Annotated in this window: 21 protein-coding genes; all 21 read left to right on the forward strand. The window is 58.7% G+C overall.

The features are described 5' to 3' along the window. Window positions 1-177: 177 nt before the first annotated feature. The 21 genes from pyrH to ispD all read left to right on the forward strand — a co-directional run bounded on the left by pyrH (window position 178) and on the right by ispD (window position 24294). Window positions 178-921: a UMP kinase gene (pyrH, locus tag PMI01S_RS22170; RefSeq protein ID WP_003189161.1), complete on the forward strand. Its 744-nt coding sequence runs from the start codon at window positions 178-180 to the stop codon at window positions 919-921. Further along, window positions 918-1475, forward strand: a complete 558-nt coding sequence (gene frr / locus PMI01S_RS22175) for a ribosome recycling factor (protein WP_084322273.1) — start codon at window positions 918-920, stop codon at window positions 1473-1475. Before pyrH ends, frr begins: the two co-directional genes overlap by 4 nt. A 13-nt stretch (window positions 1476-1488) precedes the next feature. After that, entirely contained in the window at window positions 1489-2244 is a 756-nt protein-coding gene (gene uppS, locus PMI01S_RS22180; RefSeq protein ID WP_084322274.1) for a polyprenyl diphosphate synthase, read from the forward strand. Beyond that, on the forward strand, window positions 2244-3050 hold the full coding sequence (locus PMI01S_RS22185; RefSeq protein WP_084322275.1) for a phosphatidate cytidylyltransferase: 807 nt from the start codon (window positions 2244-2246) through the stop codon (window positions 3048-3050). Before uppS ends, PMI01S_RS22185 begins: the two co-directional genes overlap by 1 nt. Continuing rightward, a complete protein-coding gene (ispC, locus tag PMI01S_RS22190; protein ID WP_084322276.1) occupies window positions 3047-4237 on the forward strand; it encodes a 1-deoxy-D-xylulose-5-phosphate reductoisomerase in 1191 nt (396 codons plus the stop codon). The genes PMI01S_RS22185 and ispC overlap by 4 nt, the downstream gene beginning before the upstream one ends. Before the next feature lie 53 nt (window positions 4238-4290). Further along, window positions 4291-5643 carry a sigma E protease regulator RseP gene (rseP, locus tag PMI01S_RS22195; protein WP_084322277.1) on the forward strand — a complete coding sequence of 451 codons (1353 nt, stop codon included), beginning with the start codon at window positions 4291-4293 and terminating at the stop codon, window positions 5641-5643. 74 nt (window positions 5644-5717) lie between these two features. Beyond that, window positions 5718-8093 carry an outer membrane protein assembly factor BamA gene (gene bamA / locus PMI01S_RS22200; RefSeq protein WP_084322278.1) on the forward strand — a complete coding sequence of 792 codons (2376 nt, stop codon included), beginning with the start codon at window positions 5718-5720 and terminating at the stop codon, window positions 8091-8093. Window positions 8094-8138: 45 nt separating this feature from the next. Beyond that, window positions 8139-8642, forward strand: a complete 504-nt coding sequence (locus tag PMI01S_RS22205) for an OmpH/Skp family outer membrane protein (RefSeq protein WP_008028980.1) — start codon at window positions 8139-8141, stop codon at window positions 8640-8642. A 3-nt stretch (window positions 8643-8645) separates the two neighbouring features. Continuing rightward, a complete protein-coding gene (gene lpxD, locus PMI01S_RS22210; RefSeq protein WP_084322279.1) occupies window positions 8646-9701 on the forward strand; it encodes a UDP-3-O-(3-hydroxymyristoyl)glucosamine N-acyltransferase in 1056 nt (351 codons plus the stop codon). A gap of 108 nt (window positions 9702-9809) precedes the next feature. Continuing rightward, window positions 9810-10250: a 3-hydroxyacyl-ACP dehydratase FabZ gene (gene fabZ, locus PMI01S_RS22215; RefSeq protein ID WP_017336708.1), complete on the forward strand. Its 441-nt coding sequence runs from the start codon at window positions 9810-9812 to the stop codon at window positions 10248-10250. Next, complete coding sequence (gene lpxA / locus PMI01S_RS22220; protein ID WP_084322280.1) at window positions 10247-11023, forward strand: acyl-ACP--UDP-N-acetylglucosamine O-acyltransferase; 777 nt, start codon at window positions 10247-10249, stop codon at window positions 11021-11023. The genes fabZ and lpxA overlap by 4 nt, the downstream gene beginning before the upstream one ends. A 2-nt stretch (window positions 11024-11025) precedes the next feature. Further along, entirely contained in the window at window positions 11026-12156 is a 1131-nt protein-coding gene (gene lpxB / locus PMI01S_RS22225; protein WP_084322281.1) for a lipid-A-disaccharide synthase, read from the forward strand. Between the two features lie 11 nt (window positions 12157-12167). Beyond that, window positions 12168-12794: a ribonuclease HII gene (gene rnhB / locus PMI01S_RS22230; protein ID WP_017336711.1), complete on the forward strand. Its 627-nt coding sequence runs from the start codon at window positions 12168-12170 to the stop codon at window positions 12792-12794. A 76-nt stretch (window positions 12795-12870) separates the two neighbouring features. Then, a complete protein-coding gene (dnaE, locus tag PMI01S_RS22235; RefSeq protein ID WP_084322282.1) occupies window positions 12871-16392 on the forward strand; it encodes a DNA polymerase III subunit alpha in 3522 nt (1173 codons plus the stop codon). A 140-nt stretch (window positions 16393-16532) separates the two neighbouring features. Beyond that, window positions 16533-17480, forward strand: coding sequence for an acetyl-CoA carboxylase carboxyltransferase subunit alpha (locus tag PMI01S_RS22240; RefSeq protein ID WP_084322283.1), 948 nt, complete (start codon window positions 16533-16535; stop codon window positions 17478-17480). 131 nt (window positions 17481-17611) lie between these two features. Beyond that, on the forward strand, window positions 17612-18940 hold the full coding sequence (tilS, locus tag PMI01S_RS22245; RefSeq protein ID WP_084322284.1) for a tRNA lysidine(34) synthetase TilS: 1329 nt from the start codon (window positions 17612-17614) through the stop codon (window positions 18938-18940). 274 nt (window positions 18941-19214) lie between these two features. After that, window positions 19215-20846 carry a CTP synthase gene (pyrG, locus tag PMI01S_RS22250; RefSeq protein ID WP_084322285.1) on the forward strand — a complete coding sequence of 544 codons (1632 nt, stop codon included), beginning with the start codon at window positions 19215-19217 and terminating at the stop codon, window positions 20844-20846. A gap of 5 nt (window positions 20847-20851) precedes the next feature. Beyond that, on the forward strand, window positions 20852-21697 hold the full coding sequence (gene kdsA / locus PMI01S_RS22255; protein WP_084322286.1) for a 3-deoxy-8-phosphooctulonate synthase: 846 nt from the start codon (window positions 20852-20854) through the stop codon (window positions 21695-21697). A gap of 153 nt (window positions 21698-21850) precedes the next feature. Further along, a complete protein-coding gene (gene eno / locus PMI01S_RS22260; protein ID WP_008039408.1) occupies window positions 21851-23140 on the forward strand; it encodes a phosphopyruvate hydratase in 1290 nt (429 codons plus the stop codon). Window positions 23141-23311: 171 nt separating this feature from the next. Continuing rightward, window positions 23312-23590, forward strand: coding sequence for a cell division protein FtsB (gene ftsB / locus PMI01S_RS22265; RefSeq protein ID WP_084322287.1), 279 nt, complete (start codon window positions 23312-23314; stop codon window positions 23588-23590). Continuing rightward, on the forward strand, window positions 23587-24294 hold the full coding sequence (gene ispD, locus PMI01S_RS22270; protein ID WP_084322288.1) for a 2-C-methyl-D-erythritol 4-phosphate cytidylyltransferase: 708 nt from the start codon (window positions 23587-23589) through the stop codon (window positions 24292-24294). The genes ftsB and ispD overlap by 4 nt, the downstream gene beginning before the upstream one ends. The last annotated feature ends 26 nt before the right edge of the window (window positions 24295-24320 follow it).

Below are 24320 nucleotides of genomic sequence, written 5' to 3' on the forward strand. Positions count from 1 at the left end.
GCCCGCTTACGCGCGCAGCCTCTTTTCAGATGGGGCACCAATTTTTATTGGTTTCCCTTTGGAACTGGCTTACAAAGCCATGTTCCGATGGCGCTGAAGCAGCGCCAAGCTAGAGTGAACGCCAGCTGTAAACAGCTCGCAAAGAATTTTTAAAATACGCCGCAGGAGAGATTCGCAATGGCTCAGCAGGGCAGTGGTTATCAGGCTCGCTATAAACGCATTCTACTCAAGCTTAGCGGCGAGGCCCTGATGGGCTCGGAAGAGTTCGGGATCGATCCGAAAGTTCTGGATCGCATGGCGCTGGAAGTCGGCCAACTGGTTGGCATCGGTGTCCAGGTCGGTCTGGTGATCGGCGGCGGCAACCTGTTCCGCGGGGCAGCGCTGAGCGCGGCCGGCATGGATCGGGTCACAGGCGACCACATGGGCATGCTGGCCACTGTGATGAACGCCCTGGCCATGCGTGATGCGCTGGAACGTGCCAATATCTCGGCCATCGTGATGTCGGCCATTTCCATGGTTGGCGTCACCGATCACTATGATCGCCGCAAAGCCATGCGCCACCTGAACTCCAAGGAAGTCGTGATCTTTGCGGCCGGCACCGGCAATCCGTTCTTCACCACGGATTCGGCAGCCTGCTTGCGTGCGATCGAAATCGACGCTGACGTCGTGCTGAAAGCGACCAAGGTCGATGGTGTCTACACCGCAGATCCATTCAAGGACCCGCATGCCGAGAAGTTCGATCATCTGACCTACGATGAAGTGCTGGATCGCAAGCTGGGCGTGATGGATCTGACAGCCATTTGTCTGTGCCGCGACCACAAAATGCCGTTGCGCGTATTTAACATGAACAAGCCCGGCGCCCTGCTGAACATCGTGCATGGCGGCGCTGAAGGGACCCTGATCGAGGAAGGCCAACAATGATCAACGAAATCAAGAAAGACGCTCAAGAGCGCATGAAGAAATCGGTGGAATCGCTGCTTCACAACTTCGGCCGCATTCGTACCGGCCAGGCGCACCCAAGCATTCTGGAAGGCGTGATGGTGCCATATTACGGTTCCGACACCCCGATCAAGCAAGTGGCGAACATCACCGTCAAAGACGCCCGTACCCTGCAAGTCGTTGCCTTTGAGCGCAACATGCTCGGTGCCGTCGACAAAGCCATCGGCAGCGCGGGTCTGAACCTCAATCCGACCAACCTGGGTGAGCTGCTGCTGATCTCCATGCCGGCCCTGACCGAAGAAACCCGCAAGGGCTTCACCAAGCAGGCTCGTGATGTTGCGGAAGATGCCCGTGTTGCCGTGCGCAACATCCGTCGTGACGCAAACAGCCAGCTCAAGGACCTGGTCAAGGAAAAGGAAATCAGTGAAGACGAAGAGCGTCGCGCCACTGGCGAAATTGATGATCTGACCAAAAAGTACGTGGCTGAAATCGACGCGAATTTGGCGCAGAAAGAAAAAGACCTGATGGCCGTGTAAGGGTCGCGTTTTCATGGAAAAGACCAAGCAGGTTGCGCCGTCCGCGGTGCCGCGCCATGTCGCGATCATCATGGATGGCAATAATCGCTGGGCGAAAAAACGCTTTATGCCGGGTGTCGCCGGGCATAAAGCGGGTGTGGATGCAGTTCGTGCGGTGATTGAGGTGTGTGCCGAGGCCAAGGTCGAGGTATTGACCCTGTTCGCCTTCTCCAGCGAGAACTGGCAGCGCCCGGCCGATGAGGTCAGTGCCTTGATGGACCTGTTCTTCAAGGCGTTGCGTCGCGAGGCCAAGCGCCTGAACGAAAACAACATCAGTCTGCGCATCATTGGCGACCGTTCGCGTTTTCATCCAGAGCTTCAGGCGGCCATGCGCGAGGCTGAAGCCATGACGGCGGGCGCCAATCGCTTCGTCCTGCAGATCGCGGCCAACTACGGCGGTCAGTGGGACATTGCGCAGGCCGCGCAGCGTCTGGCGCGAGAAGTCCAGGCCGGCCATCTGCGTCCGGAAGACATTACCCCGGAACTGTTGCAAACCTGCCTGGCCACCGGCGACCTGCCGTTACCGGACCTGTGTATCCGCACCGGTGGTGAACACCGCATCAGCAACTTCCTGCTGTGGCAACTGGCTTACGCCGAGTTGTACTTCTCCGACCTGTTCTGGCCGGACTTCAAACACGACGCCATGCGCACCGCGCTGGCCGATTTCGCTTCTCGTCAGCGTCGCTTCGGTAAAACGAGCGAGCAGGTCGAGGCTGGAGCCCGGGTTTAATGCTTAAACAACGAATCATCACTGCACTGATACTGCTGCCGATTGCCTTGGGCGGGTTTTTCCTGCTTGAAGGTTCCGGCTTTGCGCTGTTTATCGGGCTGGTCGTGACCCTCGGTGCCTGGGAATGGGCGCGCCTTGCGGGGTTTGCCGCTCAACCGATGCGCGTGGCCTACGCAGCAATGGTCGCGTTGATGTTGTTTGTCATGCACATCCTGCCGGGGCTTGCGCCCTGGGTTTTGGGCGCTTCGGTGCTGTGGTGGGGTGTGGCGACGTATCTGGTGCTGACGTATCCGCGTTCCAGCGAGCGTTGGTCCAGTGCGGCGACCAAATTGGTGATCGGTCTGTTGGTTCTGCTGCCGGCCTGGCAAGGTCTGGTGCAGATCAAACAATACCCATTGGGTAACTTGCTGATCATGGCGGTGATGGTGCTGGTCTGGGGGGCCGATATCGGTGCCTACTTCTCTGGTCGCGCGTTCGGCAAACGCAAACTGGCGCCGCAGGTCAGTCCCGGCAAAAGCTGGGAAGGCGTGTATGGCGGCCTGGCGCTGAGCCTGGTCATCACCGTCATTGTCGGCCTGGTTCGCGACTGGACGGTTGCCGAGCTTTTCAAAGGGTTGATCGGTGCGGCAATTGTCGTGTTCATCTCGGTGGTGGGTGATCTCACCGAAAGCATGTTCAAGCGCCAGTCCGGCATCAAGGACAGCAGTAATCTGCTGCCCGGTCATGGCGGCGTGCTGGATCGCATCGACAGTCTGACGGCTGCGATTCCTGTATTCGCTGTGCTGCTTTGGATGGCCGCACCGTGAGCCGCCCTCAACAGATTACCGTTCTGGGGGCGACCGGTTCGATCGGTCTGAGCACGCTCGACGTCATTGCCCGTCATCCCGAGCGGTATCAGGTTTTTGCCTTGAGCGGCTTCACGCGTCTGAGCGAGTTGCATGCGCTTTGTGTCCGTCATGCACCGAAGTTCGCCGTCGTGCCGGAGCAGAGCGCCGCCCGGGTCCTGCAGGACGATTTACGTGCAGTCGGTCTGTCGACTCGCGTGCTGGTTGGGGAGGAGGGCCTGTGTCAGGTCGCCTCCGATCCGGAAGTCGATACGGTCATGGCGGCCATCGTCGGTGCGGCGGGCTTGCGTCCGACCCTGGCGGCCGTTGAAACCGGCAAGAAAATTCTCCTGGCCAACAAAGAAGCGCTGGTGATGTCCGGCGCGCTGTTCATGCAGGCCGTACGCAAAAGCGGTTCAGTGCTGCTGCCGATCGACAGCGAGCACAACGCGATTTTCCAGTGCATGCCGCAGGATTTTTCCCGCGGGCTCGGGGTCGTGGGCGTTCGTCGGATTTTGCTGACAGCCTCTGGCGGTCCGTTCCGGCAGACACCCTTGGCCGAGCTCGCCGATGTTTCGCCTGAGCAGGCCTGTGCGCACCCGACCTGGTCCATGGGGCGCAAGATCTCCGTGGACTCGGCGAGCATGATGAACAAGGGGCTCGAGCTGATCGAGGCCTGCTGGCTGTTCGATGCCAAGCCGTCCCAGGTAGAAGTGTTGATTCACCCGCAGAGTGTGATTCATTCGCTGGTCGACTACATCGACGGTTCAGTATTGGCTCAGCTGGGCAATCCTGACATGCGCACACCGATCGCCAACGCCCTGGCCTGGCCGGAGCGTATCGATTCGGGCGTTGCTCCGCTGGATCTGTTTGCCATCGCACGTCTGGATTTCCAGGCGCCCGATGAAGAGCGTTTCCCATGCCTGCGGCTGGCGCGTCAGGCTGCCGAGGCTGGCAATAGCGCACCAGCGATGCTAAATGCGGCAAATGAAGTGGCAGTCGCCGCGTTTCTCGACGGGCGGGTTCGTTATCTGGAAATCGCGAGTATCATCGAAGAAGTCTTGAATCTCGAGCCTGTGGTTGCGGTGGATGATCTCGAGGCTGTGTTCACGGCTGACGCGAAAGCGCGAGTCCTGGCCGGGCAATGGTTGAGTCGTCACGGGCGGTAAGTGCTGCCACACGTTGGCCCATGCAGCACTGGATAGGATTGCGGAGAAAGTAGATGAGCGCGCTCTATATGATTGTCGGCACCCTGGTAGCCCTGGGCGTGCTGGTCACCTTCCACGAATTCGGCCATTTCTGGGTCGCGCGTCGCTGTGGGGTCAAAGTGCTGCGCTTCTCCGTGGGCTTCGGCATGCCGTTGCTGCGCTGGCACGACAAGAAAGGCACTGAGTTCGTCGTCGCCGCGATCCCGCTGGGCGGCTACGTGAAGATGCTCGATGAGCGCGAAGGCGAAGTGCCAGCCGATCAGCTCGATCAATCCTTCAATCGCAAATCCGTCCGTCAGCGCATTGCAATTGTGTCGGCAGGCCCGATTGCCAACTTTTTACTGGCGATGATTTTTTTCTGGGTGCTCGCGATGCTCGGCAGCGAGCAGGTGCGGCCTGTTATCGGTGCCGTTGAGTCCGGCAGTATCGCCGCCAAGGCCGGTTTGAGCCCTGGTCAGGAAATTGTCGCCATCGATGGTGAGCCGACTTCGGGTTGGGGGGCCGTCAATCTGCAGCTGGTTCGCCGTCTTGGCGAGAGCGGTTCCCTTCAGGTGCTGGTCCGCGAGCAGGGTTCCACAGCGGATTCGTCTCGTGAGCTGGTCCTGAATAAATGGCTCAAGGGCGCCGACGAACCGGATCCGATTCGTTCGTTGGGTATTCGCCCTTGGCGTCCGGCATTGCCGCCGGTTTTGGCCGAGCTTGACCCGAAAGGCCCTGCACAGGCGGCTGGCCTGAAAACCGGTGACCGGTTGTTGGCATTGGATGGCAAGGCGCTCGATGACTGGCAGCAGGTGGTCGACACCGTTCGTACGCAACCGGATACCAAAATCATGCTGCGCGTCGAGCGTGATGGTGCTCAAATCGACGTCCCTGTGACGCTCGCTGCTCGCGGCGAGAAAAAGTCGCCCAGTGGTTATCTCGGTGCCGGGGTGAAAGCAATCGATTGGCCACCGGAGATGATTCGCGAGGTCAGTTACGGGCCTTTGGCAGCGATTGGCGAGGGGGCTCGACGCACCTGGACCATGAGCGTACTGACCCTCGATTCGCTCAAGAAAATGTTGTTCGGTGAGCTCTCGGTAAAAAACTTGAGTGGACCGATAACCATTGCTAAAGTGGCGGGCGCTTCTGCCCAGTCGGGCGTCGCTGATTTCCTGAATTTCCTTGCTTATCTGAGTATTAGCTTGGGGGTTCTGAATTTGTTGCCCATTCCTGTACTGGATGGGGGGCATTTGTTGTTTTATCTGATCGAGTGGGCGCGTGGTCGCCCCTTGTCGGATCGGGTGCAGGGTTGGGGGATACAGATCGGTATCAGTTTGGTGGTCGGGGTGATGTTGCTTGCTCTGGTCAATGATTTGGGCCGTCTGTAACACTTCGCTGAATTGCGAATCTGCCGCATTTTGCGGCAGTTTGTTTATTGCCAGTTGGAATAAGAAAGGACTTCATGAAACGTCTGCTGCTAACTGCGGTTCTCACCGTATTGATGATCGCCGAAGTTCACGCCGAGTCCTTCACTATCTCTGATATTCGCGTCAATGGCCTCCAGCGGGTCTCCGCGGGTAGCGTCTTTGGTGCCTTGCCGTTGAACGTCGGTGAACAGGCGGATGATCGTCGCCTGGTGGAATCCACTCGTGCGCTGTTCAAAACCGGGTTCTTTCAAGATATCCAGCTGGGCCGCGATGGCAATGTTCTTGTCATTACGGTAGTCGAGCGTCCGTCAGTCGCCAGTATCGAGATCGAGGGCAACAAGGCGATCTCCACTGAAGACCTGATGAAAGGCCTCAAACAATCCGGTCTGGCCGAAGGCGAGATCTTCCAGCGTGCCACCCTCGAAGGTGTACGTAACGAACTGCAGCGCCAATACGTCGCGCAGGGCCGCTACTCGGCTACCGTCGACACCGAAGTGGTGCCGCAGCCGCGCAACCGCGTCGGGCTGAAGGTCAACATCAACGAAGGCACCGTCGCTGCTATCCAGCACATCAACGTGGTGGGTAACACCGTCTTCCCTGATGAAGACCTGATCGACCTGTTCGAACTCAAGACCACCAACTGGCTGTCGTTCTTCAAGAACGACGACAAGTACGCCCGTGAAAAGCTTTCCGGTGACCTGGAGCGTCTGCGTTCCTACTACCTGGACCGCGGCTATATCAACATGGATATCGCTTCGACCCAGGTATCCATCACCCCGGACAAGAAACACGTCTACATCACCGTCAACGTCAACGAAGGCGAGAAGTACACCGTTCGTGACGTCAAGCTGAGCGGCGACCTGAAAGTCCCTGAGGACCAGGTCAAGTCGTTGCTTCTGGTGCAGAAAGGCCAGGTGTTCTCGCGCAAGCTGATGACCACCACGTCCGAACTGATCACCCGCCGTCTGGGTAACGAGGGCTACACCTTCGCCAACGTCAACGGCGTACCTCAGCCGCACGATGAAGACCACACTGTCGATATCACTTTCGCTGTCGATCCGGGCAAGCGTGCTTACGTCAACCGCATCAACTTCCGTGGCAACACCAAGTCCGAAGACGAAGTGCTGCGCCGTGAAATGCGTCAGATGGAAGGTGGCTGGGCTTCGACCTATCTGATCGACCAGTCCAAGACCCGTCTTGAGCGTCTGGGCTTCTTCAAGGAAGTCAACGTCGAAACCCCGGCCGTTCCGGGTGTCGATGACCAGGTTGACGTGAACTACAGCGTTGAAGAGCAAGCTTCCGGTTCGATTACCGCCAGCGTCGGCTTCGCACAGAGTGCTGGTCTGATCCTCGGTGGTTCGATCACCCAGAACAACTTCCTGGGTACCGGTAACAAGGTCAGCGTCGGCTTGACCCGCAGTGAATACCAGAGCCGCTATAACTTCGGTTATGTCGACCCGTACTGGACTGCTGATGGCGTGAGCCTGGGTTACAACGCTTTCTATCGCACCACTGACTACAAAGACCTCGACGTCGACGTAGCCAGCTATGCCGTAGACAGCCTGGGTGCAGGCGTGAGCGTCGGTTACCCGATCAGCGAAACGTCGCGTCTGACCTTCGGTCTGACCGCGCAACAGGACAAGATCAAGACTGGCCTGTACACCGTTGACGAGATCTTCGACTTCGTTAACAAGGAAGGCGACAACTACCTGAACTTCAAGGCGTCGGCCGGTTGGTCCGAGTCGACCCTGAACAAAGGTGTGCTGGCGACCCGTGGTCATTCCCAAAGCCTGGTGCTGGAATCCACGACGCCGGGCAGTGACCTGTCGTTCTTCAAGCTCGACTACCGTGGTCAGTTGTTCCAGCCACTGAGCGAAAACTACACCATGCGCCTGCATACCGAACTGGGTTATGGCGATGGCTACGGTTCGACCGATGGCTTGCCGTTCTATGAAAACTACTATGCTGGTGGTTTCAACTCGGTTCGTGGCTTCAAGGACAGCACCCTGGGTCCTCGCAGTACACCGAGTACCGGCCGCAATCCGGGCACCGCGCTCGATCCGGACCAGGATCCGCTGCCATTCGGTGGTAACGTCCTGATCCAGGGCGGTGTGGAGGTTCTGTTCCCTCTGCCGTTCGTCAAGGACCAGCGTTCCCTGCGTACCTCGGTATTCTGGGACGTGGGTAACGTGTTCGACTCGCAGTGCAAGACGCCGACCAATGCCGACGGTTCGAAGTCCAATACGCAATGCAACGACATCAGTCTGAGCAACATGGCCAGCTCTGTCGGTGTAGGTGTGACATGGGTTACCGCACTGGGTCCTCTGAGTTTCGCGTTGGCCATGCCGATCAAGAAACCGGATGAGGCTGAAACTCAAGTGTTCCAATTCTCCCTCGGCCAGACGTTCTAAGCGTCTGACCCAAGATAACGACAATGGATTTTGTAGGAGTGCATCGTGCGTAAGTTGACTCAATTGGTTCTCCTGGCGACCGTACTGGTAGCAGGTCCGGCTTTTGCCGACATGAAAATCGCCGTTCTGAACTATCAGATGGCTCTGCTGGAATCCGACGCGGCCAAGAAATACGCCGTCGATGCCGAGAAGAAGTTCGGCCCGCAGCTGACCAAGCTCAAGACGCTGGAAAGCAGCGCCAAGGGTATTCAGGACCGCCTGATGGCGGGCGGCGACAAGATGCAGCAAGGCGAGCGTGAGCGTCTGGAACTTGAATTCAAGCAAAAGGCCCGTGACTTCCAGTTCCAGTCCAAGGAACTGAACGAAGCCAAAGCCGTTGCTGACCGTGAAATGCTGAAGCAGCTCAAGCCGAAACTGGACAGCGCTGTGGAAGAAGTCATCAAGAAAGGTGCTTTTGACCTGGTCTTCGAGCGTGGCGCAGTGATTGATGTCAAGCCTCAGTACGACATCACTCGCCAGGTTATCGAGCGCATGAATCAGCTGAAGTAATCCATGACAGCGACCATAAAACTCGGCCAGTTGGCCGAGTTCCTCGGCGCCACCCTGCGTGGCAACCCGGAGAAGGAAATTACTGGGCTAGCCACTTTGCAAGAGGCTGGCCCAGCTCAGTTGAGCTTTCTGGCAAATCCCCAATACCGTAAATACCTGGCTGACAGCCGGGCTGCAGCCCTGTTGCTGAAAGCCGCTGACGCCGAAGGGTTTGACGGGGATGCGCTGGTCGTGCCCGACCCGTATCTTGCTTATGCACGCATTTCCCACCTGTTCGATCCCAAGCCCAAGGCGGCTGCCGGTATTCATCCGACAGCGGTAGTGGCGGAGGACGCGGTGATCGATCCGGCGGCGAGTATCGGTGCATTTGTGGTTATCGAAAGCGGGGCGCGAGTTGATGCGGGTACGACCATCGGCGCGCACTGCTTCATCGGCGCCCGTAGCGTCATTGGTGAAGGTGGCTGGCTCGCACCGCGCGTCACGCTGTATCACGACGTGCGCATCGGCAAGCGGGTGGTGATTCAATCCGGTGCGGTACTGGGTGGCGAAGGCTTCGGCTTTGCCAACGAGAAAGGCATCTGGCAGAAAATCGCTCAGATCGGTGGTGTTCTGGTCGGTGACGATGTGGAGATCGGCGTGAATACCGCCATCGACCGCGGTGCGCTGGCCGATACCGTCCTCGGGAATGGCGTCAAGCTCGACAATCAGATTCAGATCGCTCACAACGTCCAGGTTGGTGATCACACCGCCATGGCCGCGTGCGTGGGCATTTCCGGCAGCACCAAGATCGGCAAGCACTGCATGCTCGCCGGTGGCGTTGGGCTGGTGGGGCATATCGAAATTTGCGACAAGGTTTTCATCACCGGGATGACCATGGTGACCCACTCGATTACCGAGCCGGGCTCCTACTCTTCCGGTACGGCCATGCAACCGGCTGCCGAATGGCGCAAAAGCGCGGCACGCATCCGTCAGCTCGATGACATCGCGCGGCGGCTGCGACAGCTGGAAAAGCGGGCAGGGGAAGTGACCCCTGACGGTAATGCTTCATCAGATGGCTGATACCATTTCCATATCAAGTGTGCACAGCCGCTAGACTGCCTCCTTGATTTGCTAGAGGAACGCGCGTCAGTCGCGCGTTTCCAATCTCTACATAGGCTTCCCCCCGAAATGATGGACATCAACGAGATTCGCGAATACCTGCCTCACCGTTACCCGTTCCTGCTGGTGGACCGGGTCGTGGAACTGGACGTGGAAGGCAAGCGCATTCGCGCCTACAAGAATGTCAGCATCAACGAACCGTTCTTCAATGGTCACTTTCCCGCGCATCCAATCATGCCGGGCGTGCTGATCATCGAAGCGATGGCTCAGGCTGCCGGTATCCTTGGCTTCAAAATGCTTGACGTGAAGCCCGCCGACGGCACGCTTTACTACTTCGTCGGCTCCGACAAGCTTCGTTTTCGCCAGCCCGTCACCCCGGGTGACCAATTGATCCTTGAAGCCCGCTTCATCAGCTGCAAGCGTCAGATCTGGAAGTTCGAATGCCAGGCTTCGGTCGATGGCAAACCAGTCTGCTCCGCTGAAATCATCTGCGCGGAACGCAAACTATGAGTTTGATTGACCCTCGCGCAATCATCGATCCGTCGGCCATTCTGGCTGACGACGTTGAGGTCGGCCCCTGGTCGATCATCGGCGCAGGTGTGGAAATCGGCGAGGGGACAGTGATCGGGCCGCATGTGATTCTCAAAGGCCCGACCCGAATCGGTAAGCACAATCGCATCTACCAGTTTTCTTCGGTAGGCGAGGACACTCCCGATCTGAAATACAAAGGTGAAGAAACCCGTCTGGTCATCGGCGACCATAACGTCATCCGTGAAGGCGTGACGATTCACCGCGGGACCATTCAGGACCGTTCGGAAACGACCCTGGGCGATCACAACCTGATCATGGCCTATGCCCACATCGGCCACGACAGCGTCATCGGCAACCACTGCATCCTGGTCAACAACACCGCGCTGGCGGGCCATGTGCACGTTGAAGACTGGGCGATCCTGTCCGGTTTCACCCTGGTCCACCAGTATTGCCATATCGGCGCCCACAGCTTTTCCGGTATGGGCACCGCCATCGGCAAGGACGTTCCAGCGTACGTCACGGTGTTCGGCAACCCGGCCGAAGCGCGCAGCATGAACTTCGAAGGCATGCGTCGCCGTGGTTTCAGCGAAGACGCGATCCACGCCCTGCGTCGAGCCTACAAGGTGGTTTACCGCCAGGGCCTGACCGTCGAACAAGCGCTCGCCGAACTGGCCGAACCTTCGGCGCAGTTTCCGGAAGTCGCGGTGTTCCGTGATTCCATCCAGTCTTCGACCCGCGGCATCACGCGTTAATCATGGCTAATCTGCGTATTGCGCTGGTGGCGGGTGAAGCTTCCGGTGACATTCTGGGCGCCGGTCTCATGCGTGCGCTCAAGGCACAGCATCCGGCAGTCGAGTTCATCGGTGTCGGTGGTCCGCTGATGCAGGCCGAAGGCCTGACCTCGTACTTTCCGATGGAGCGTCTCTCGGTCATGGGCCTGGTGGAAGTGCTGGGTCGACTGCGCGAGTTGCTCAAGCGCCGCAAGAAACTGGTCGCTGACCTGATCGCCGAGAAGCCGGATGTGTTCATCGGTATCGATGCCCCGGACTTCAACCTGAATATCGAACTCAAGCTGCGCCAGGCCGGGATCAAGACCGTGCACTACGTCAGCCCGTCGGTCTGGGCGTGGCGGCAGAAGCGGGTGCTGAAGATTCGCGAAGGCTGCGACCTGATGCTCACGCTGTTTCCATTCGAAGCAAAATTCTATGAAGAGAAGGGTGTGCCGGTGCGGTTTGTCGGGCATTCCCTGGCCGATGCGATCCCGCTTGAAGCTGACCGCGCCGCCGCACGGGCTGAACTCGGTTTGCCTGACGGGCCGTTGGTTGCGCTCATGCCCGGCAGTCGCGGTGGCGAAGTAGGTCGTCTGGGGGCGTTGTTCCTCGATACCGCCCAGCGTCTGCGCGCCCTGCGTCCTGGCGTTCGGTTCGTCATGCCGTGCGCCAGTCCTCAGCGCCGCGCGCAGCTTGAAGAGTTGCTCGTCGGTCGCGATCTGCCGCTGACCCTGCTCGACGGCAAATCCCATCTGGCGCTGGCAGCTTGCGACGCGGTGTTGATCGCCTCCGGAACGGCTACCCTCGAAGCCTTGTTGTACAAGCGGCCGATGGTCGTTGCCTATCGTTTGGCACCGCTGACGTTCTGGATTCTCAAGCGCATGGTCAAGAGCCCCTACGTCTCGTTGCCGAACCTGTTGGCCCAGCGCCTGTTGGTGCCCGAGTTGCTGCAGGACGATGCGACGGTTGAAGCGCTGGCCCAGACCTTGTCGCCACTGATCGAGGGTGGCGAGGAACAGACACGCGGCTTCGACCAGATTCACCGGACCCTTCGTCTGGATGCCTCCAACCAGGCTGCGGATGCAGTGCTGAAACTGATCGGCCAAGTACAATGAGTAAAACAAGCATGCAAATGGGGCTGGATTTCACCTTGGTCGCTGAAGTCGAAGATCTGGTTGCCGGTGTCGACGAAGTCGGTCGCGGCCCGCTTTGTGGCGCCGTGGTAACCGCGGCTGTGATCCTTGATCCGAACCGTCCGATCCTGGGCTTGAACGATTCGAAGAAGCTCACCGAAGCCCGCCGTGAAAAGCTCTACGACGAAATTTGCGAGAAGGCCCTGAGCTGGTGCATCGCGCGCGCGGAAGTTGAAGAAATCGACGAGTTGAACATCCTCCATGCCACCATGCTGGCCATGCAGCGTGCGATCGAAGGCCTGCACATTCAGCCAAAACTGGCGATGATCGACGGTAACCGTTGCCCGAAACTGTCCATGCGTGCCGAAGCGGTGGTGCAGGGTGACGGCAAGGTGCCAGCAATTGCTGCGGCGTCGATACTGGCCAAAGTCAGTCGCGATCGTGAAATGGCTGCTTTCGAATTGATTTACCCGGGTTACGGCATCGGTGGTCACAAAGGCTATCCGACGCCCGTTCATCTGGAAGCCTTGGCGCGTCTGGGCCCGACACCGATTCATCGCCGCTCGTTTGCCCCGGTGCGGTTGGCATACGAAGCTCGGGAAAGCCTGATCGAGAGTTAGTTGCAAGGCTGATGTTTTTGCCAAGGCCCGGTACAATCCGGGCCTTGTTGTCTTCACGTTTCTAGACAGGATCACTATGCCGGCTTCATTCGTTCATCTACGCCTGCACACTGAATATTCCCTGGTCGACGGTCTGGTGCGGATCAAACCGCTGGTCAAGACCCTGGTCGGCATGAACATGCCTGCCGTCGCGGTCACCGACCAGAACAACATGTGTTCCCTGGTCAAATTCTATAAAGCTGCCATGGGCGCAGGCATCAAGCCGATCTGCGGCGCCGACCTGTGGCTGTCGAACAAGGATCCGGACAACGCCCTGAGCCGGATCAGCCTGTTGGCAATGAACGCTGTCGGCTATCGCAACCTGACTGAGCTGATCTCCCGCGGCTTCATCGACGGCCAGCGCAATGGTTCGGTCATCATCGAGCGTGAGTGGGTGGCCGAGGCCAGCGAAGGCTTGATCATGCTGTCGGCAGCGAAAGAAGGCGAGATTGGCCTGGCCATGCTCAGCGGCAATCCGGCAGAAGCGGAAAAGCTCGCGCGTGAATGGATGGCGGTGTTCCCGGATCGCTTTTACCTGGAAATCCAGCGCACCAATCGCCCCAACGATGAAGAACAACTGCACGGCGCCGTGGCCCTGGCGGAGAAAATCGGCGCGCCACTCGTGGCAACCAACGACGTGCGCTTCATCAAGCAGGAAGACTTCGCCGCCCACGAGACCCGCGTCTGCATCGGTGAGGGCCGCGCCCTCGACGATCCGCGGCGTTCGAAGAATTACAGCGATCAGCAATACCTCAAAAGCGCCGAGGAAATGGCCGAGCTGTTCAGCGACATTCCCGAGGCGCTGGAAAACACCGTCGAGATCGCCAAGCGCTGCAACATCGAAGTGAAGCTGGGCACTCACTTCCTGCCCAACTTCCCGATTCCCGATGGCATGACCATCGACGAGTATTTCCGCAAGGTGTCCTTCGATGGCCTGGAAGAGCGCCTCAGCGTTCTGCTGCCCAAGGACACGACGCAAGACTACGAAGCCAAGCGTCAGGTCTACGTCGACCGGCTGAATTTCGAGCTGGATATCATCATCCAGATGGGGTTTCCGGGTTACTTCCTCATCGTTATGGACTTTATCCAGTGGGCCAAGAGCAACGGCGTGCCGGTAGGTCCTGGCCGTGGTTCGGGTGCCGGCTCGCTGGTGGCCTATGTGCAGAAGATCACCGACCTCGATCCGCTGGAATATGACCTGCTGTTCGAACGTTTCCTTAACCCGGAACGGGTATCGATGCCCGACTTCGACGTCGACTTCTGCATGGACGGTCGTGATCGGGTCATCGACTACGTGGCCGAAAAGTATGGCCGCAACGCGGTAAGCCAGATCATCACTTTCGGTTCCATGGCCGCGAAGGCTGTGGTCCGGGACGTGGCGCGGGTGCAGGGCAAGTCCTACGGTCTGGCGGATCGTCTGTCGAAGATGATTCCGTTTGAAGTCGGCATGACCCTGGAAAAAGCCTACGAGCAGGAAGAAATCCTCCGTGACTTCATCAAGGTCGATGAAGAAGCCGCCGAAATCTGGGAAATGGCGCGCAAGCTCGAAGGTGTTGTGCGCAACGTCGGCAAGCACGCCGGTGGTGTGGTGATCGCGCCGACCAAGCTGACTGACTTTTCGCCGATCTATTGTGACGAAGCCGGTGATGGCCTGGTAACCCAGTTCGACAAGGACGACGTTGAAGCTGCGGGCCTGGTGAAGTTCGACTTCCTGGGGCTGCGGACCCTGACGGTCATCGACTGGGCGTTGAAAACCATCAACCGCGATCGCGCCAAGGTCAACGAGCCACCGCTGGACATCGCGTTCATTCCGCTGGACGACAAGCCGACCTACACGCTGCTGCAAAAAGCCGAAACCACTGCGGTGTTCCAGCTCGAGTCGCGCGGCATGAAAGAGCTGATCAAAAAGCTCAAGCCCGACTGCCTGGAAGACTTGATCGCACTGGTGGCTCTGTTCCGTCCGGGCCCTTTGCAATCGGGCATGGTTGACGACTTTATCAACCGTAAGCACGGTCGCGCCGAACTCGCGTACCCGCACTCGGACTACCAGTACGAAGGCTTGAAGCCGGTACTGGCACCGACGTACGGCATCATCCTGTATCAGGAACAGGTGATGCAGATTGCCCAGGTCATGGCCGGTTACACCCTTGGTGGTGCGGACATGCTGCGTCGGGCCATGGGTAAGAAAAAGCCCGAGGAAATGGCCAAGCAGCGCGGCGGTTTCATTGAAGGTTGCAAGACCAACAATATCGACGCTGACCTTGCCGGTAACATTTTCGACCTGGTGGAAAAATTCGCCGGTTACGGCTTCAACAAATCCCACTCCGCCGCTTACGGCCTGGTGTCGTACCAGACCGCGTGGCTGAAAACGCACTACCCGGCGCCGTTCATGGCCGCGGTACTGTCGGCGGATATGCACAACACCGACAAGGTCGTGACCTTGATCGAAGAAATTCGCACCATGAAGCTGCGTCTCGACGCGCCGGATGTGAATACCTCCGAATTCAAGTTCACGGTGAATGAAGAAGGCCGGATTATTTACGGCCTCGGCGCGATCAAGGGTGTGGGCGAAGGCCCTGTTGAGGCGATTACCGAGGCGCGCCAGGACGGTCCGTTCAAGGACCTGTTCGATTTCTGCGCCAGGGTCGACCTCAAACGCATCAATAAACGCACGCTGGACGGTTTGATCCGCAGCGGTGCGCTGGATCGTCTGGGGCCCTATTTCCATGACGAACCGAAAGCCTATCAAGCGAGCATCGACCAGAACCGCGCGGTCTTGTTGAACGCGATGGAAGGGGCGATCAAGGCCGCCGAACAAACCGCCCGCACCCACGACAGTGGCCACGCCGACCTGTTTGGCGGGCTGTTTGTCGAGGAAGATGCCGACGTCTACGCCAATAACCGCAAGGCGAAAGAGCTGACCCTGAAGGAACGCCTGAAAGGGGAGAAAGACACCCTGGGCCTTTACCTGACCGGTCACCCGATCGACGAATACGAAGGTGAAATCCGCCGTTTCGCTCGTCAACGCATCATCGACTTGAAGCCGGCTCGGGATACCCAGACCGTCGCAGGCATGATCATCGCCCTGCGGGTGATGAAGAACAAAAAGGGCGACAAGATGGGGTTCATCACCCTCGACGACCGTTCTGGCCGGATCGAAGCCTCGCTGTTCGCCGACGCGTTCCATTCCGCGCAGTCGCTGTTGCAGACTGACGCGATGGTGGTGGTCGAAGGCGAGGTCAGCAATGACGACTTCTCCGGCGGTTTGCGTCTGCGGGTCAAACGGGTGATGAGCATGGAGGACGCGCGCACCAACCTGGCCGAAAGCCTGCGATTGAAGCTGCAGACCAAGGATTTGAAGGGCGATCAGCTACGCTGGCTGGGTGAGTTGTTCAAGCGTCACCGCGGCGCGTGCCCGATCACCATGGAATACACGAGCCCCGATGCGAAGGCCTTGCTGCAGTTCGGCGAGACCTGGCGAATCGACCCGGCGGATGCGTTGATTCAAGCCCTGCGTGACCAGTTCGGGCGAGACAACGTCTTCCTCCAATACCGTTGACGGTCAGGTGCCTTCCATAGGCCTTGATCTCGACCTGAATTTTTAATCTCGACCTGAACGCGCCTGTCCCTTAAGGTAGGGCGCGAATAGACAACCGGCCGGCCCAAGCTCTCTTGGACGTCGACCCTAGACGGACGCCTATGAACCCGAATTTTCTAGATTTCGAACAGCCGATCGCCGACCTGCAAGCCAAGATCGAAGAGTTGCGCTTGGTCGGTAATGACAATTCGCTGAATATCGGCGATGAGATCTCCCGCCTGCAGGACAAAAGCAGCACGCTGACCGAAGACATCTTCGGCAAGCTGACCAGCTGGCAGATCGCGCGTCTGGCGCGTCACCCGAAACGTCCATACACCTTGGACTACATCGAACACATCTTCACCGAGTTCGACGAACTGCACGGTGACCGTCACTTCTCCGACGACGCTGCCATCGTTGGCGGCGTGGCCCGTCTGGATGACCAGCCGGTGATGATCATCGGCCACCAGAAAGGCCGTGAAGTGCGCGAGAAAGTTCGCCGCAACTTCGGCATGCCGCGCCCGGAAGGCTATCGCAAGGCTTGCCGCCTGATGGAGATGGCTGAACGTTTCAAAATGCCGATCCTGACCTTCATCGATACGCCGGGCGCCTACCCTGGCATCGACGCTGAAGAGCGTAACCAGAGCGAAGCGATTGCCTGGAACCTGCGCGTCATGGCCCGCCTGAAAACCCCAATCATCGCCACCGTAATCGGTGAAGGTGGTTCCGGCGGCGCTCTGGCAATCGGCGTGTGCGATCAGCTGAACATGCTTCAGTATTCGACCTACGCAGTGATCTCGCCGGAAGGTTGCGCTTCGATTCTGTGGAAAACCGCAGAAAAAGCACCGGATGCCGCCGAAGCCATGGGCATCACTGCCGAGCGCCTGAAAGGCCTGGGCATCGTCGACAAAGTGATCGGCGAGCCTTTGGGCGGCGCTCATCGTGATCCGGCTGCAGCCGCTGCATCGATCCGTGCCGAGCTGAGTTCGCAGCTGGCGATGTTGAAGAAGTTCGATAACGAAGCGCTGCTGGCCCGCCGTTACGAGCGTCTGATGAGCTACGGTCTCTGATCTGACCTTGGCTTCAATGTGGGAGCGGGCTTGCTCGCGGAAGCGGTATAACAGTCAACTGATGTGTTGAATGTTGAGCCGCCTTCGCGAGCAAGCCCGCTCCCACATTTGTTTTGTGCAAAGGGGTCGATATGAGCCAGCCCATGATTGATCTGCCTGTCAGGCTCTTGCTGAATCTCAAGCCTTGGCGCAACGCCACAACCTGGCGCATTGCTTTCTCCGGGGGCCTCGATTCCACGGTCCTTCTGCACCTTCTCGCCAATCTCGCAAAAAACGAACACCTCCCCGAGCTCAAGGCTATACACATTCATCACGGCCTACAGGCTGTGGCTGATACATGGCCGGAGCACTGCCAGTCTGTCTGTGATGGGCTGGGTGTACCTTTGCAGGTCGTTCACGTCCAGGTTCAGCCCGGCGCCAGCCTTGAGCGCGCAGCCCGTGATGCGCGATATGGCGCGTTCATCGAGGCCACTCAAGCCAATGAAGTGCTGCTGACCGCCCAACACCGCGATGATCAGGCCGAAACCCTGTTGTTCCGATTGCTGCGTGGGGCAGGGGTAAGAGGCTTGTCGGGGGTGCCGAGCCAGCGTGCGTTGGGGCGGGGGCATCTGCTGCGACCGCTGCTCGATGTCTCGCGCGCAGAGCTTGAGGCTTACGCGACCGGGCATCAGTTGAGGTGGATAGAAGACCCTTCGAACCAGGATCATCAATTTTCGCGCAATTACCTGCGGCATCAGGTGTTGCCGGTCATGACCGCACGTTGGCCTCAAGCCGTGGCGAGCATGGCCCGCAGCGCGGCCCATCTGAGTGAAGCCCGTGGATTGCTTGATGAGCTGGCGCACATTGATCTGGCGCATGCCCTTACTGACAGTGAATTCGATTGGTTAGGTGTGCCGTCCCTCGAGTTGTCGCCGATTGCAAAGCTGTCCGCCGCTCGCCAGCGAAATGCAATGAGTCACTGGCTCGCTGCGCTGACGCGTCTGCCGGACAGCGACCATTGGTCGGGTTGGGAGGATTTGCGTGATGCCACCGGCGATGCCCGTCCGATCTGGCGGTTGGCGGATGGCGAACTGCATCGGGCGGGCGGACGCATCTGGTGGTTATCCGGCCGTTGGCGACGTCCTGCACTCGACGTGGGAAGGTGGGCTGACCCCTCGCAAGCATTGGTTTTGCCTGACAATGGCGTGCTCACGTTCACCGGACAACCCCCCGAAGGCCCGCTGCATATCCGCTATCGAGAGGGAGGCGAGACCATGAACCTGCCCGATCGTGGCCATCGGGACCTGAAGCGTTTGCTCAATGAGCGCGGGGTTCCAGGGTTCGTCCGTGGCAGATTGCCGCTGCTGTACCGGGGCGAGCAATTGCTGGCGGTGGCCAACCTTCGGGGCTTGAATGGGTGTGAGCAGGACGGCTGGAATTTGCATTGGCAGCCACCGAACGAAGATCAAGGTTTGAGCTGAAAGGGGCTTTCCGGTAGACTACGCTCCCTTCTTGATACAACTTCTGTGGATTCGCCTGAATTGCAGGAGTTGCCGATTACCAAGCAGTCTTTGCTGGGCGATTCCAAAAAATGTGTAGCGAGCAACGTACCGGTGTTTCATCTCCCGGTCTGTCCCAACGCGGCGGTTTTTTTGAAAGGTGCACTGTGATTAATGCAGGTGATCGGGGGCTTCGGCCTTCCTTCGCTTTCCCCGGCGGCTCGGACCGCTTTAACGCAGACTTCTAGGGTTTTTCATGACGCGCTACATATTCGTCACGGGCGGTGTTGTTTCTTCATTGGGGAAAGGCATTGCATCGGCTTCATTGGCGGCCATCCTGGAGGCGCGGGGACTTAAGGTCACCATGCTGAAGCTGGATCCGTACATCAACGTCGACCCGGGCACCATGAGCCCGTTCCAGCACGGTGAAGTGTTCGTCACCCACGACGGCGCCGAGACCGACCTGGACCTGGGTCACTACGAGCGGTTCATCCGCACGACCATGACCCAGAACAACAACTTCACCACCGGCCGTGTTTACGAGCACGTCCTGCGCAAAGAGCGCCGTGGTGATTACCTGGGCGCCACCATCCAGGTGATCCCGCACATCACCGACGAAATCAAGCGCCGGATCATCAAGGGCGCCGGCGACGCCGACGTGGCGATGGTCGAGATCGGTGGCACCGTGGGTGACATCGAATCCCAGCCGTTCCTCGAAGCGATCCGTCAATTGCGTTTCGAAGTCGGCGCCAAGCGCGCGATGCTCATGCACCTGACGCTGGTGCCGTACATCGCCACTGCCGGCGAAACCAAAACCAAGCCAACCCAGCACTCGGTCAAGGAACTGCGTTCCATCGGCCTGCAACCTGATGTGCTGGTTTGCCGCTCCGATCACCCGATCGACATCTCCTCGCGTCGCAAAATCGCGCAGTTCACCAACGTTGAAGAGCGTGCGGTGATTGCCTTGGAAGACGCCGACACCATCTACAAGATCCCGGGCATCCTGCACTCCCAGGGCCTGGATGATTTTGTGGTCGAGCGTTTCGGCTTGCAATGTGGCGGCGCGGATCTGTCCGAGTGGGAAGCCGTGGTCGACGCCAAGCTCAACCCTGAGCACGAAGTCACCATCGCCATGGTCGGCAAGTACATGGAACTGCTGGACGCCTACAAGTCGCTGATCGAAGCGATGAGTCACGCCGGCATCAGCAACCGCACCAAGGTCAACCTGCGCTACATCGATTCCGAAGACATCGAAAACCAGGGCACCGCGCTGCTGGAAGGCGTCGATGCGATCCTGGTTCCAGGCGGCTTCGGTCTGCGTGGCGTGGAAGGCAAGATCACCGCCGTTCAGTACGCTCGCGAAAACAAGGTTCCGTACCTTGGCATCTGCCTGGGCATGCAAGTCGCCGTGATCGAGTTCGCTCGTAACGTCATGGGCTGGAAAGACGCCAACTCCACCGAGTTCGATCGTGCAAGCGGTCACCCGGTCGTGGGTCTGATCACCGAGTGGGAAGATGCCACCGGCGCGGTCGAAACCCGTACCGAAACGTCCGACCTGGGCGGCACCATGCGCCTCGGCGCGCAGGATTGCCTGCTGGAACCTGGTTCCCTGGTTCACGGTTGCTACGGCAAGGACGTGATCGTCGAGCGTCACCGTCATCGCTACGAAGTGAACAACAACCTGTTGCCGCAAATCATGGAAGCCGGTCTGAAAATCTCCGGTCGCTCCGGTGATGGCGCGCTGGTTGAAGTGGTCGAAGCGCCGGATCATCCATGGTTCGTCGCTTGCCAGTTCCACCCTGAGTTCACCTCGACACCACGCGACGGTCACCCGTTGTTCAGCGGTTTCGTCAAAGCAGCTTTGGTTCAACACCAGAAGAAGGCGTAAATCCGATGGCCCAGAAGATCATCCGCGTAGGCGATATCGAGATTGCCAACGACAAGCCAATGGTGCTGTTCGGCGGCATGAACGTGCTGGAAAGCCGCGACATGGCGATGCAGGTCTGCGAAGAGTACGTGAAGGTTACCGAGAAACTCGGTATCCCTTACGTGTTCAAGGCCAGCTTCGACAAGGCCAACCGTTCCTCCGTGACCTCGTACCGTGGTCCCGGCCTGGAAGAGGGCATGCGGATTTTCCAGGACATCAAGCAAGCCTTTGGCGTGCCGATCATCACCGACGTCCACGAGCCTGAACAGGCGGCGGTCGTCGCTGAAGTCTGCGACATCATCCAGCTGCCGGCCTTCCTGTCGCGTCAGACCGACCTCGTGGTCGCGATGGCCAAGACCGGTGCGGTGATCAATATCAAGAAAGCCCAGTTCCTCGCGCCTCAGGAAATGAAACACATCCTGAACAAATGCGTGGAAGCGGGTAACGATCAGTTGATCCTCTGCGAGCGCGGTTCGAGCTTCGGCTACAACAACCTGGTCGTCGACATGCTCGGCTTCGGCATCATGAAGCAGTTCGAATACCCGGTGTTCTTCGACGTGACCCACGCGCTGCAAATGCCCGGTGGTCGCTCGGATTCCGCCGGCGGTCGTCGTGCCCAGGTCCTCGACCTGGCCAAGGCAGGCATGAGCCAGTCGCTGGCCGGTCTGTTCCTCGAAGCGCACCCGGACCCGGACAACGCCAAATGCGATGGCCCTTGCGCCTTGCGTCTGGACAAACTGGAGCCATTCCTGGCCCAGCTCAAAGCATTGGACGAACTGGTGAAGAGTTTTCCGACGGTAGAAACCGCGTAACATCGGAATTCGGTTGTTGTAGGAGCCAGCTTGCTGGCGATGGGGCCTTTACAGACGCCTTCGCCAGCAAGCCGGCTCCTACAAAAGCAGTGCGACCCACAAGTTATAAATCGAGCACAAAGCGTTTTCGTCAACTTTGGAGTGTTTACAACAATGGCAAAAATCGTCGACATCAAAGGTCGTGAAGTTCTCGACTCCCGTGGCAACCCCACCGTGGAAGCGGACGTGCTTCTCGATAACGGCATCATCGGCAGCGCTTGCGCGCCGTCCGGTGCTTCCACTGGCTCGCGTGAAGCGCTCGAGCTGCGTGATGGCGACAAGAGCCGTTACCTGGGCAAGGGCGTTCTGAAAGCCGTCGCCAACATCAACGGTCCGATCCGCGACCTGTTGAAAGGTACAGACCCAAGCGACCAGAAAGCCCTCGATCACGCAATGATCAAGCTCGACGGCACTGAAAACAAAGGTTCCCTGGGCGCCAACGCGATCCTCGCCGTTTCCCTGGCCGCGGCCAAGGCAGCAGCTCAGGACCAGGACCTGCCGCTGTACGCACACATCGCCAACCTGAACGGCACCCCGGGTGTCTACTCGATGCCGGTTCCGATGATGAACATCATCAACGGTGGCGAGCACGCCGATAACAACGTCGACATCCAGGAATTCATGGTTCAGCCGGTTGGCGCCAAGTCTTTCTCGGAAGGTCTGCGCATGGGTACCGAGATTTTCCATCACCTCAAAGCCGTTCTGAAGGCCCGTGGCCTGAGCACTGCTGTCGGTGACGAAGGTGGTTTTGCGCCGAACCTGGCGTCGAACGAAGACGCTTTGAAAGTGATCTCCGAAGCCGTGGCCAACGCCGGTTACAAGCTGGGCACCGACGTGACCCTGGCACTGGACTGCGCGGCCAGCGAATTCTATGAAGACGGCAAGTACAACCTGTCCGGCGAAGGCCAGGTGTTCACTGCTGAAGGTTTCGCCGACTACCTCAAGGGTCTGACCGAGCGTTACCCGATCATCTCCATCGAAGATGGCCTGGACGAGTCCGACTGGGCTGGCTGGAAAATCCTCACCGACAAGATCGGCGAGAAAACCCAGCTGGTAGGCGACGACCTGTTCGTGACCAACACCAAGATCCTGAAAGAAGGCATCGATAAAAAGATCGCCAACTCGATCCTGATCAAGTTCAACCAGATCGGCACCCTGACCGAAACCCTGGAAGCCATCCAGATGGCCAAGGCTGCCGGTTACACTGCCGTGATCTCGCACCGTTCCGGCGAAACCGAAGATTCGACCATTGCCGACCTGGCCGTGGGCACTTCGGCTGGCCAGATCAAGACCGGCTCCCTGTGCCGTTCCGATCGTGTTTCCAAGTACAACCAACTGCTGCGTATCGAAGAGCAGTTGAATGGCAAAGCCAAGTACAACGGCCGCAGCGAGTTTCGCGGTTAAGCTGTAGATGGTAAAAAGTCAGCGGATTGTGTCGGAAAAGTCGCGACAGCGGCGGATTTGCCACTAATCTGATGCCTTACTAGCACAAGCCTGGATATTCCAGGCTTCGTGCTATCAGTCGCTTCAAAGTTTTGGCATGGCTGTCTTTTTTCACTGGATACCTGATATTCGATGCGCAGTCCCAATTGGTTGTTCCTCGTCTTGCTCTTGTTGCTGGCTGGCCTGCAGTACCGCCTGTGGGTGGGTAATGGCAGTCTGGCGCAAGTGGCCGAGCTGACTCAGCAGATCGCGGATCAACAGGCTGAGAACCAAGGGTTACTGGAACGTAATCGGGTGATGGACGCCGAAGTCAGTGAATTGAAAAAAGGCATGGAGACCGTTGAAGAGCGCGCTCGCCATGAGTTGGGCATGGTCAAGGACGGTGAAACCCTTTACCAGTTGGCTCAATGAATTCCTCGTTACCGGCCTTCTGGGCCGTGATTCCTGCCGCGGGTGTTGGTGCCCGTATGGCCGCGGACCGTCCCAAGCAATATTTGCAGCTGGGCGGGCGCACTATTCTTGAACACAGCCTCGGCTGTTTCCTTGATCATCCTTCCCTGAAGGGGTTGGTGGTCAGTCTTGCTGTGGACGACCCTTACTGGCCAAATCTGGCGTGCGCTGGCGATTCGCGTATTCAACGCGTTGACGGCGGTGCCGAGCGTTCCGGGTCGGTGCTCAATGCCTTGCTGCATTTGCATGCGTTGGGGGCTGGCGATGAGGATTGGGTGCTGGTGCACGATGCCGCACGGCCCAACCTTAGCCGTGATGATCTGGATAAGTTGCTGATTGAACTGGCTGACGATCCGGTCGGTGGTCTGCTGGCGGTTCCGGCGCGCGATACCCTCAAGCGGGTCGATAAGCTCGGTCGTGTTGTTGAAACCGTGGATCGCAGTGTGATCTGGCAAGCGTATACGCCACAGATGTTTCGACTGGGTGCGTTGCATCGGGCCCTGGCCGACAGCCTGGTGGCTGATGCGGTCATCACCGATGAGGCTTCGGCCATGGAATGGGCAGGGCTGGCGCCACGGCTGATCGAGGGGCGCGCGGACAATCTGAAAGTCACTCGCCCCGAAGACCTCGAATGGTTGCGCCAGCGTTGGGCTAACCGCCGCTAAAAGATCGCAGCCTGCGGCAGCTCCTG

Origin of the sequence: Pseudomonas migulae NBRC 103157, from assembly GCF_002091715.1 — a bacterium.
GTDB classification, from domain to species: domain Bacteria; phylum Pseudomonadota; class Gammaproteobacteria; order Pseudomonadales; family Pseudomonadaceae; genus Aquipseudomonas; species Aquipseudomonas migulae_A.

Coding starts and splice junctions, on each gene's coding strand:
- tilS (WP_084322284.1), top strand. CDS start 17,612: ATGAGCCAGCCCATGATTGATCTGCCTGTCAGGCTCTTGCTGAATCTC.
- PMI01S_RS22240 (WP_084322283.1), top strand. CDS start 16,533: ATGAACCCGAATTTTCTAGATTTCGAACAGCCGATCGCCGACCTGCAA.
- pyrG (WP_084322285.1), top strand. CDS start 19,215: ATGACGCGCTACATATTCGTCACGGGCGGTGTTGTTTCTTCATTGGGG.
- lpxA (WP_084322280.1), top strand. CDS start 10,247: ATGAGTTTGATTGACCCTCGCGCAATCATCGATCCGTCGGCCATTCTG.
- rseP (WP_084322277.1), top strand. CDS start 4,291: ATGAGCGCGCTCTATATGATTGTCGGCACCCTGGTAGCCCTGGGCGTG.
- ftsB (WP_084322287.1), top strand. CDS start 23,312: ATGCGCAGTCCCAATTGGTTGTTCCTCGTCTTGCTCTTGTTGCTGGCT.
- lpxD (WP_084322279.1), top strand. CDS start 8,646: ATGACAGCGACCATAAAACTCGGCCAGTTGGCCGAGTTCCTCGGCGCC.
- pyrH (WP_003189161.1), top strand. CDS start 178: ATGGCTCAGCAGGGCAGTGGTTATCAGGCTCGCTATAAACGCATTCTA.
- lpxB (WP_084322281.1), top strand. CDS start 11,026: ATGGCTAATCTGCGTATTGCGCTGGTGGCGGGTGAAGCTTCCGGTGAC.
- fabZ (WP_017336708.1), top strand. CDS start 9,810: ATGATGGACATCAACGAGATTCGCGAATACCTGCCTCACCGTTACCCG.
- ispD (WP_084322288.1), top strand. CDS start 23,587: ATGAATTCCTCGTTACCGGCCTTCTGGGCCGTGATTCCTGCCGCGGGT.
- frr (WP_084322273.1), top strand. CDS start 918: ATGATCAACGAAATCAAGAAAGACGCTCAAGAGCGCATGAAGAAATCG.
- bamA (WP_084322278.1), top strand. CDS start 5,718: ATGAAACGTCTGCTGCTAACTGCGGTTCTCACCGTATTGATGATCGCC.
- rnhB (WP_017336711.1), top strand. CDS start 12,168: ATGCAAATGGGGCTGGATTTCACCTTGGTCGCTGAAGTCGAAGATCTG.
- eno (WP_008039408.1), top strand. CDS start 21,851: ATGGCAAAAATCGTCGACATCAAAGGTCGTGAAGTTCTCGACTCCCGT.
- PMI01S_RS22185 (WP_084322275.1), top strand. CDS start 2,244: ATGCTTAAACAACGAATCATCACTGCACTGATACTGCTGCCGATTGCC.
- kdsA (WP_084322286.1), top strand. CDS start 20,852: ATGGCCCAGAAGATCATCCGCGTAGGCGATATCGAGATTGCCAACGAC.
- uppS (WP_084322274.1), top strand. CDS start 1,489: ATGGAAAAGACCAAGCAGGTTGCGCCGTCCGCGGTGCCGCGCCATGTC.
- dnaE (WP_084322282.1), top strand. CDS start 12,871: ATGCCGGCTTCATTCGTTCATCTACGCCTGCACACTGAATATTCCCTG.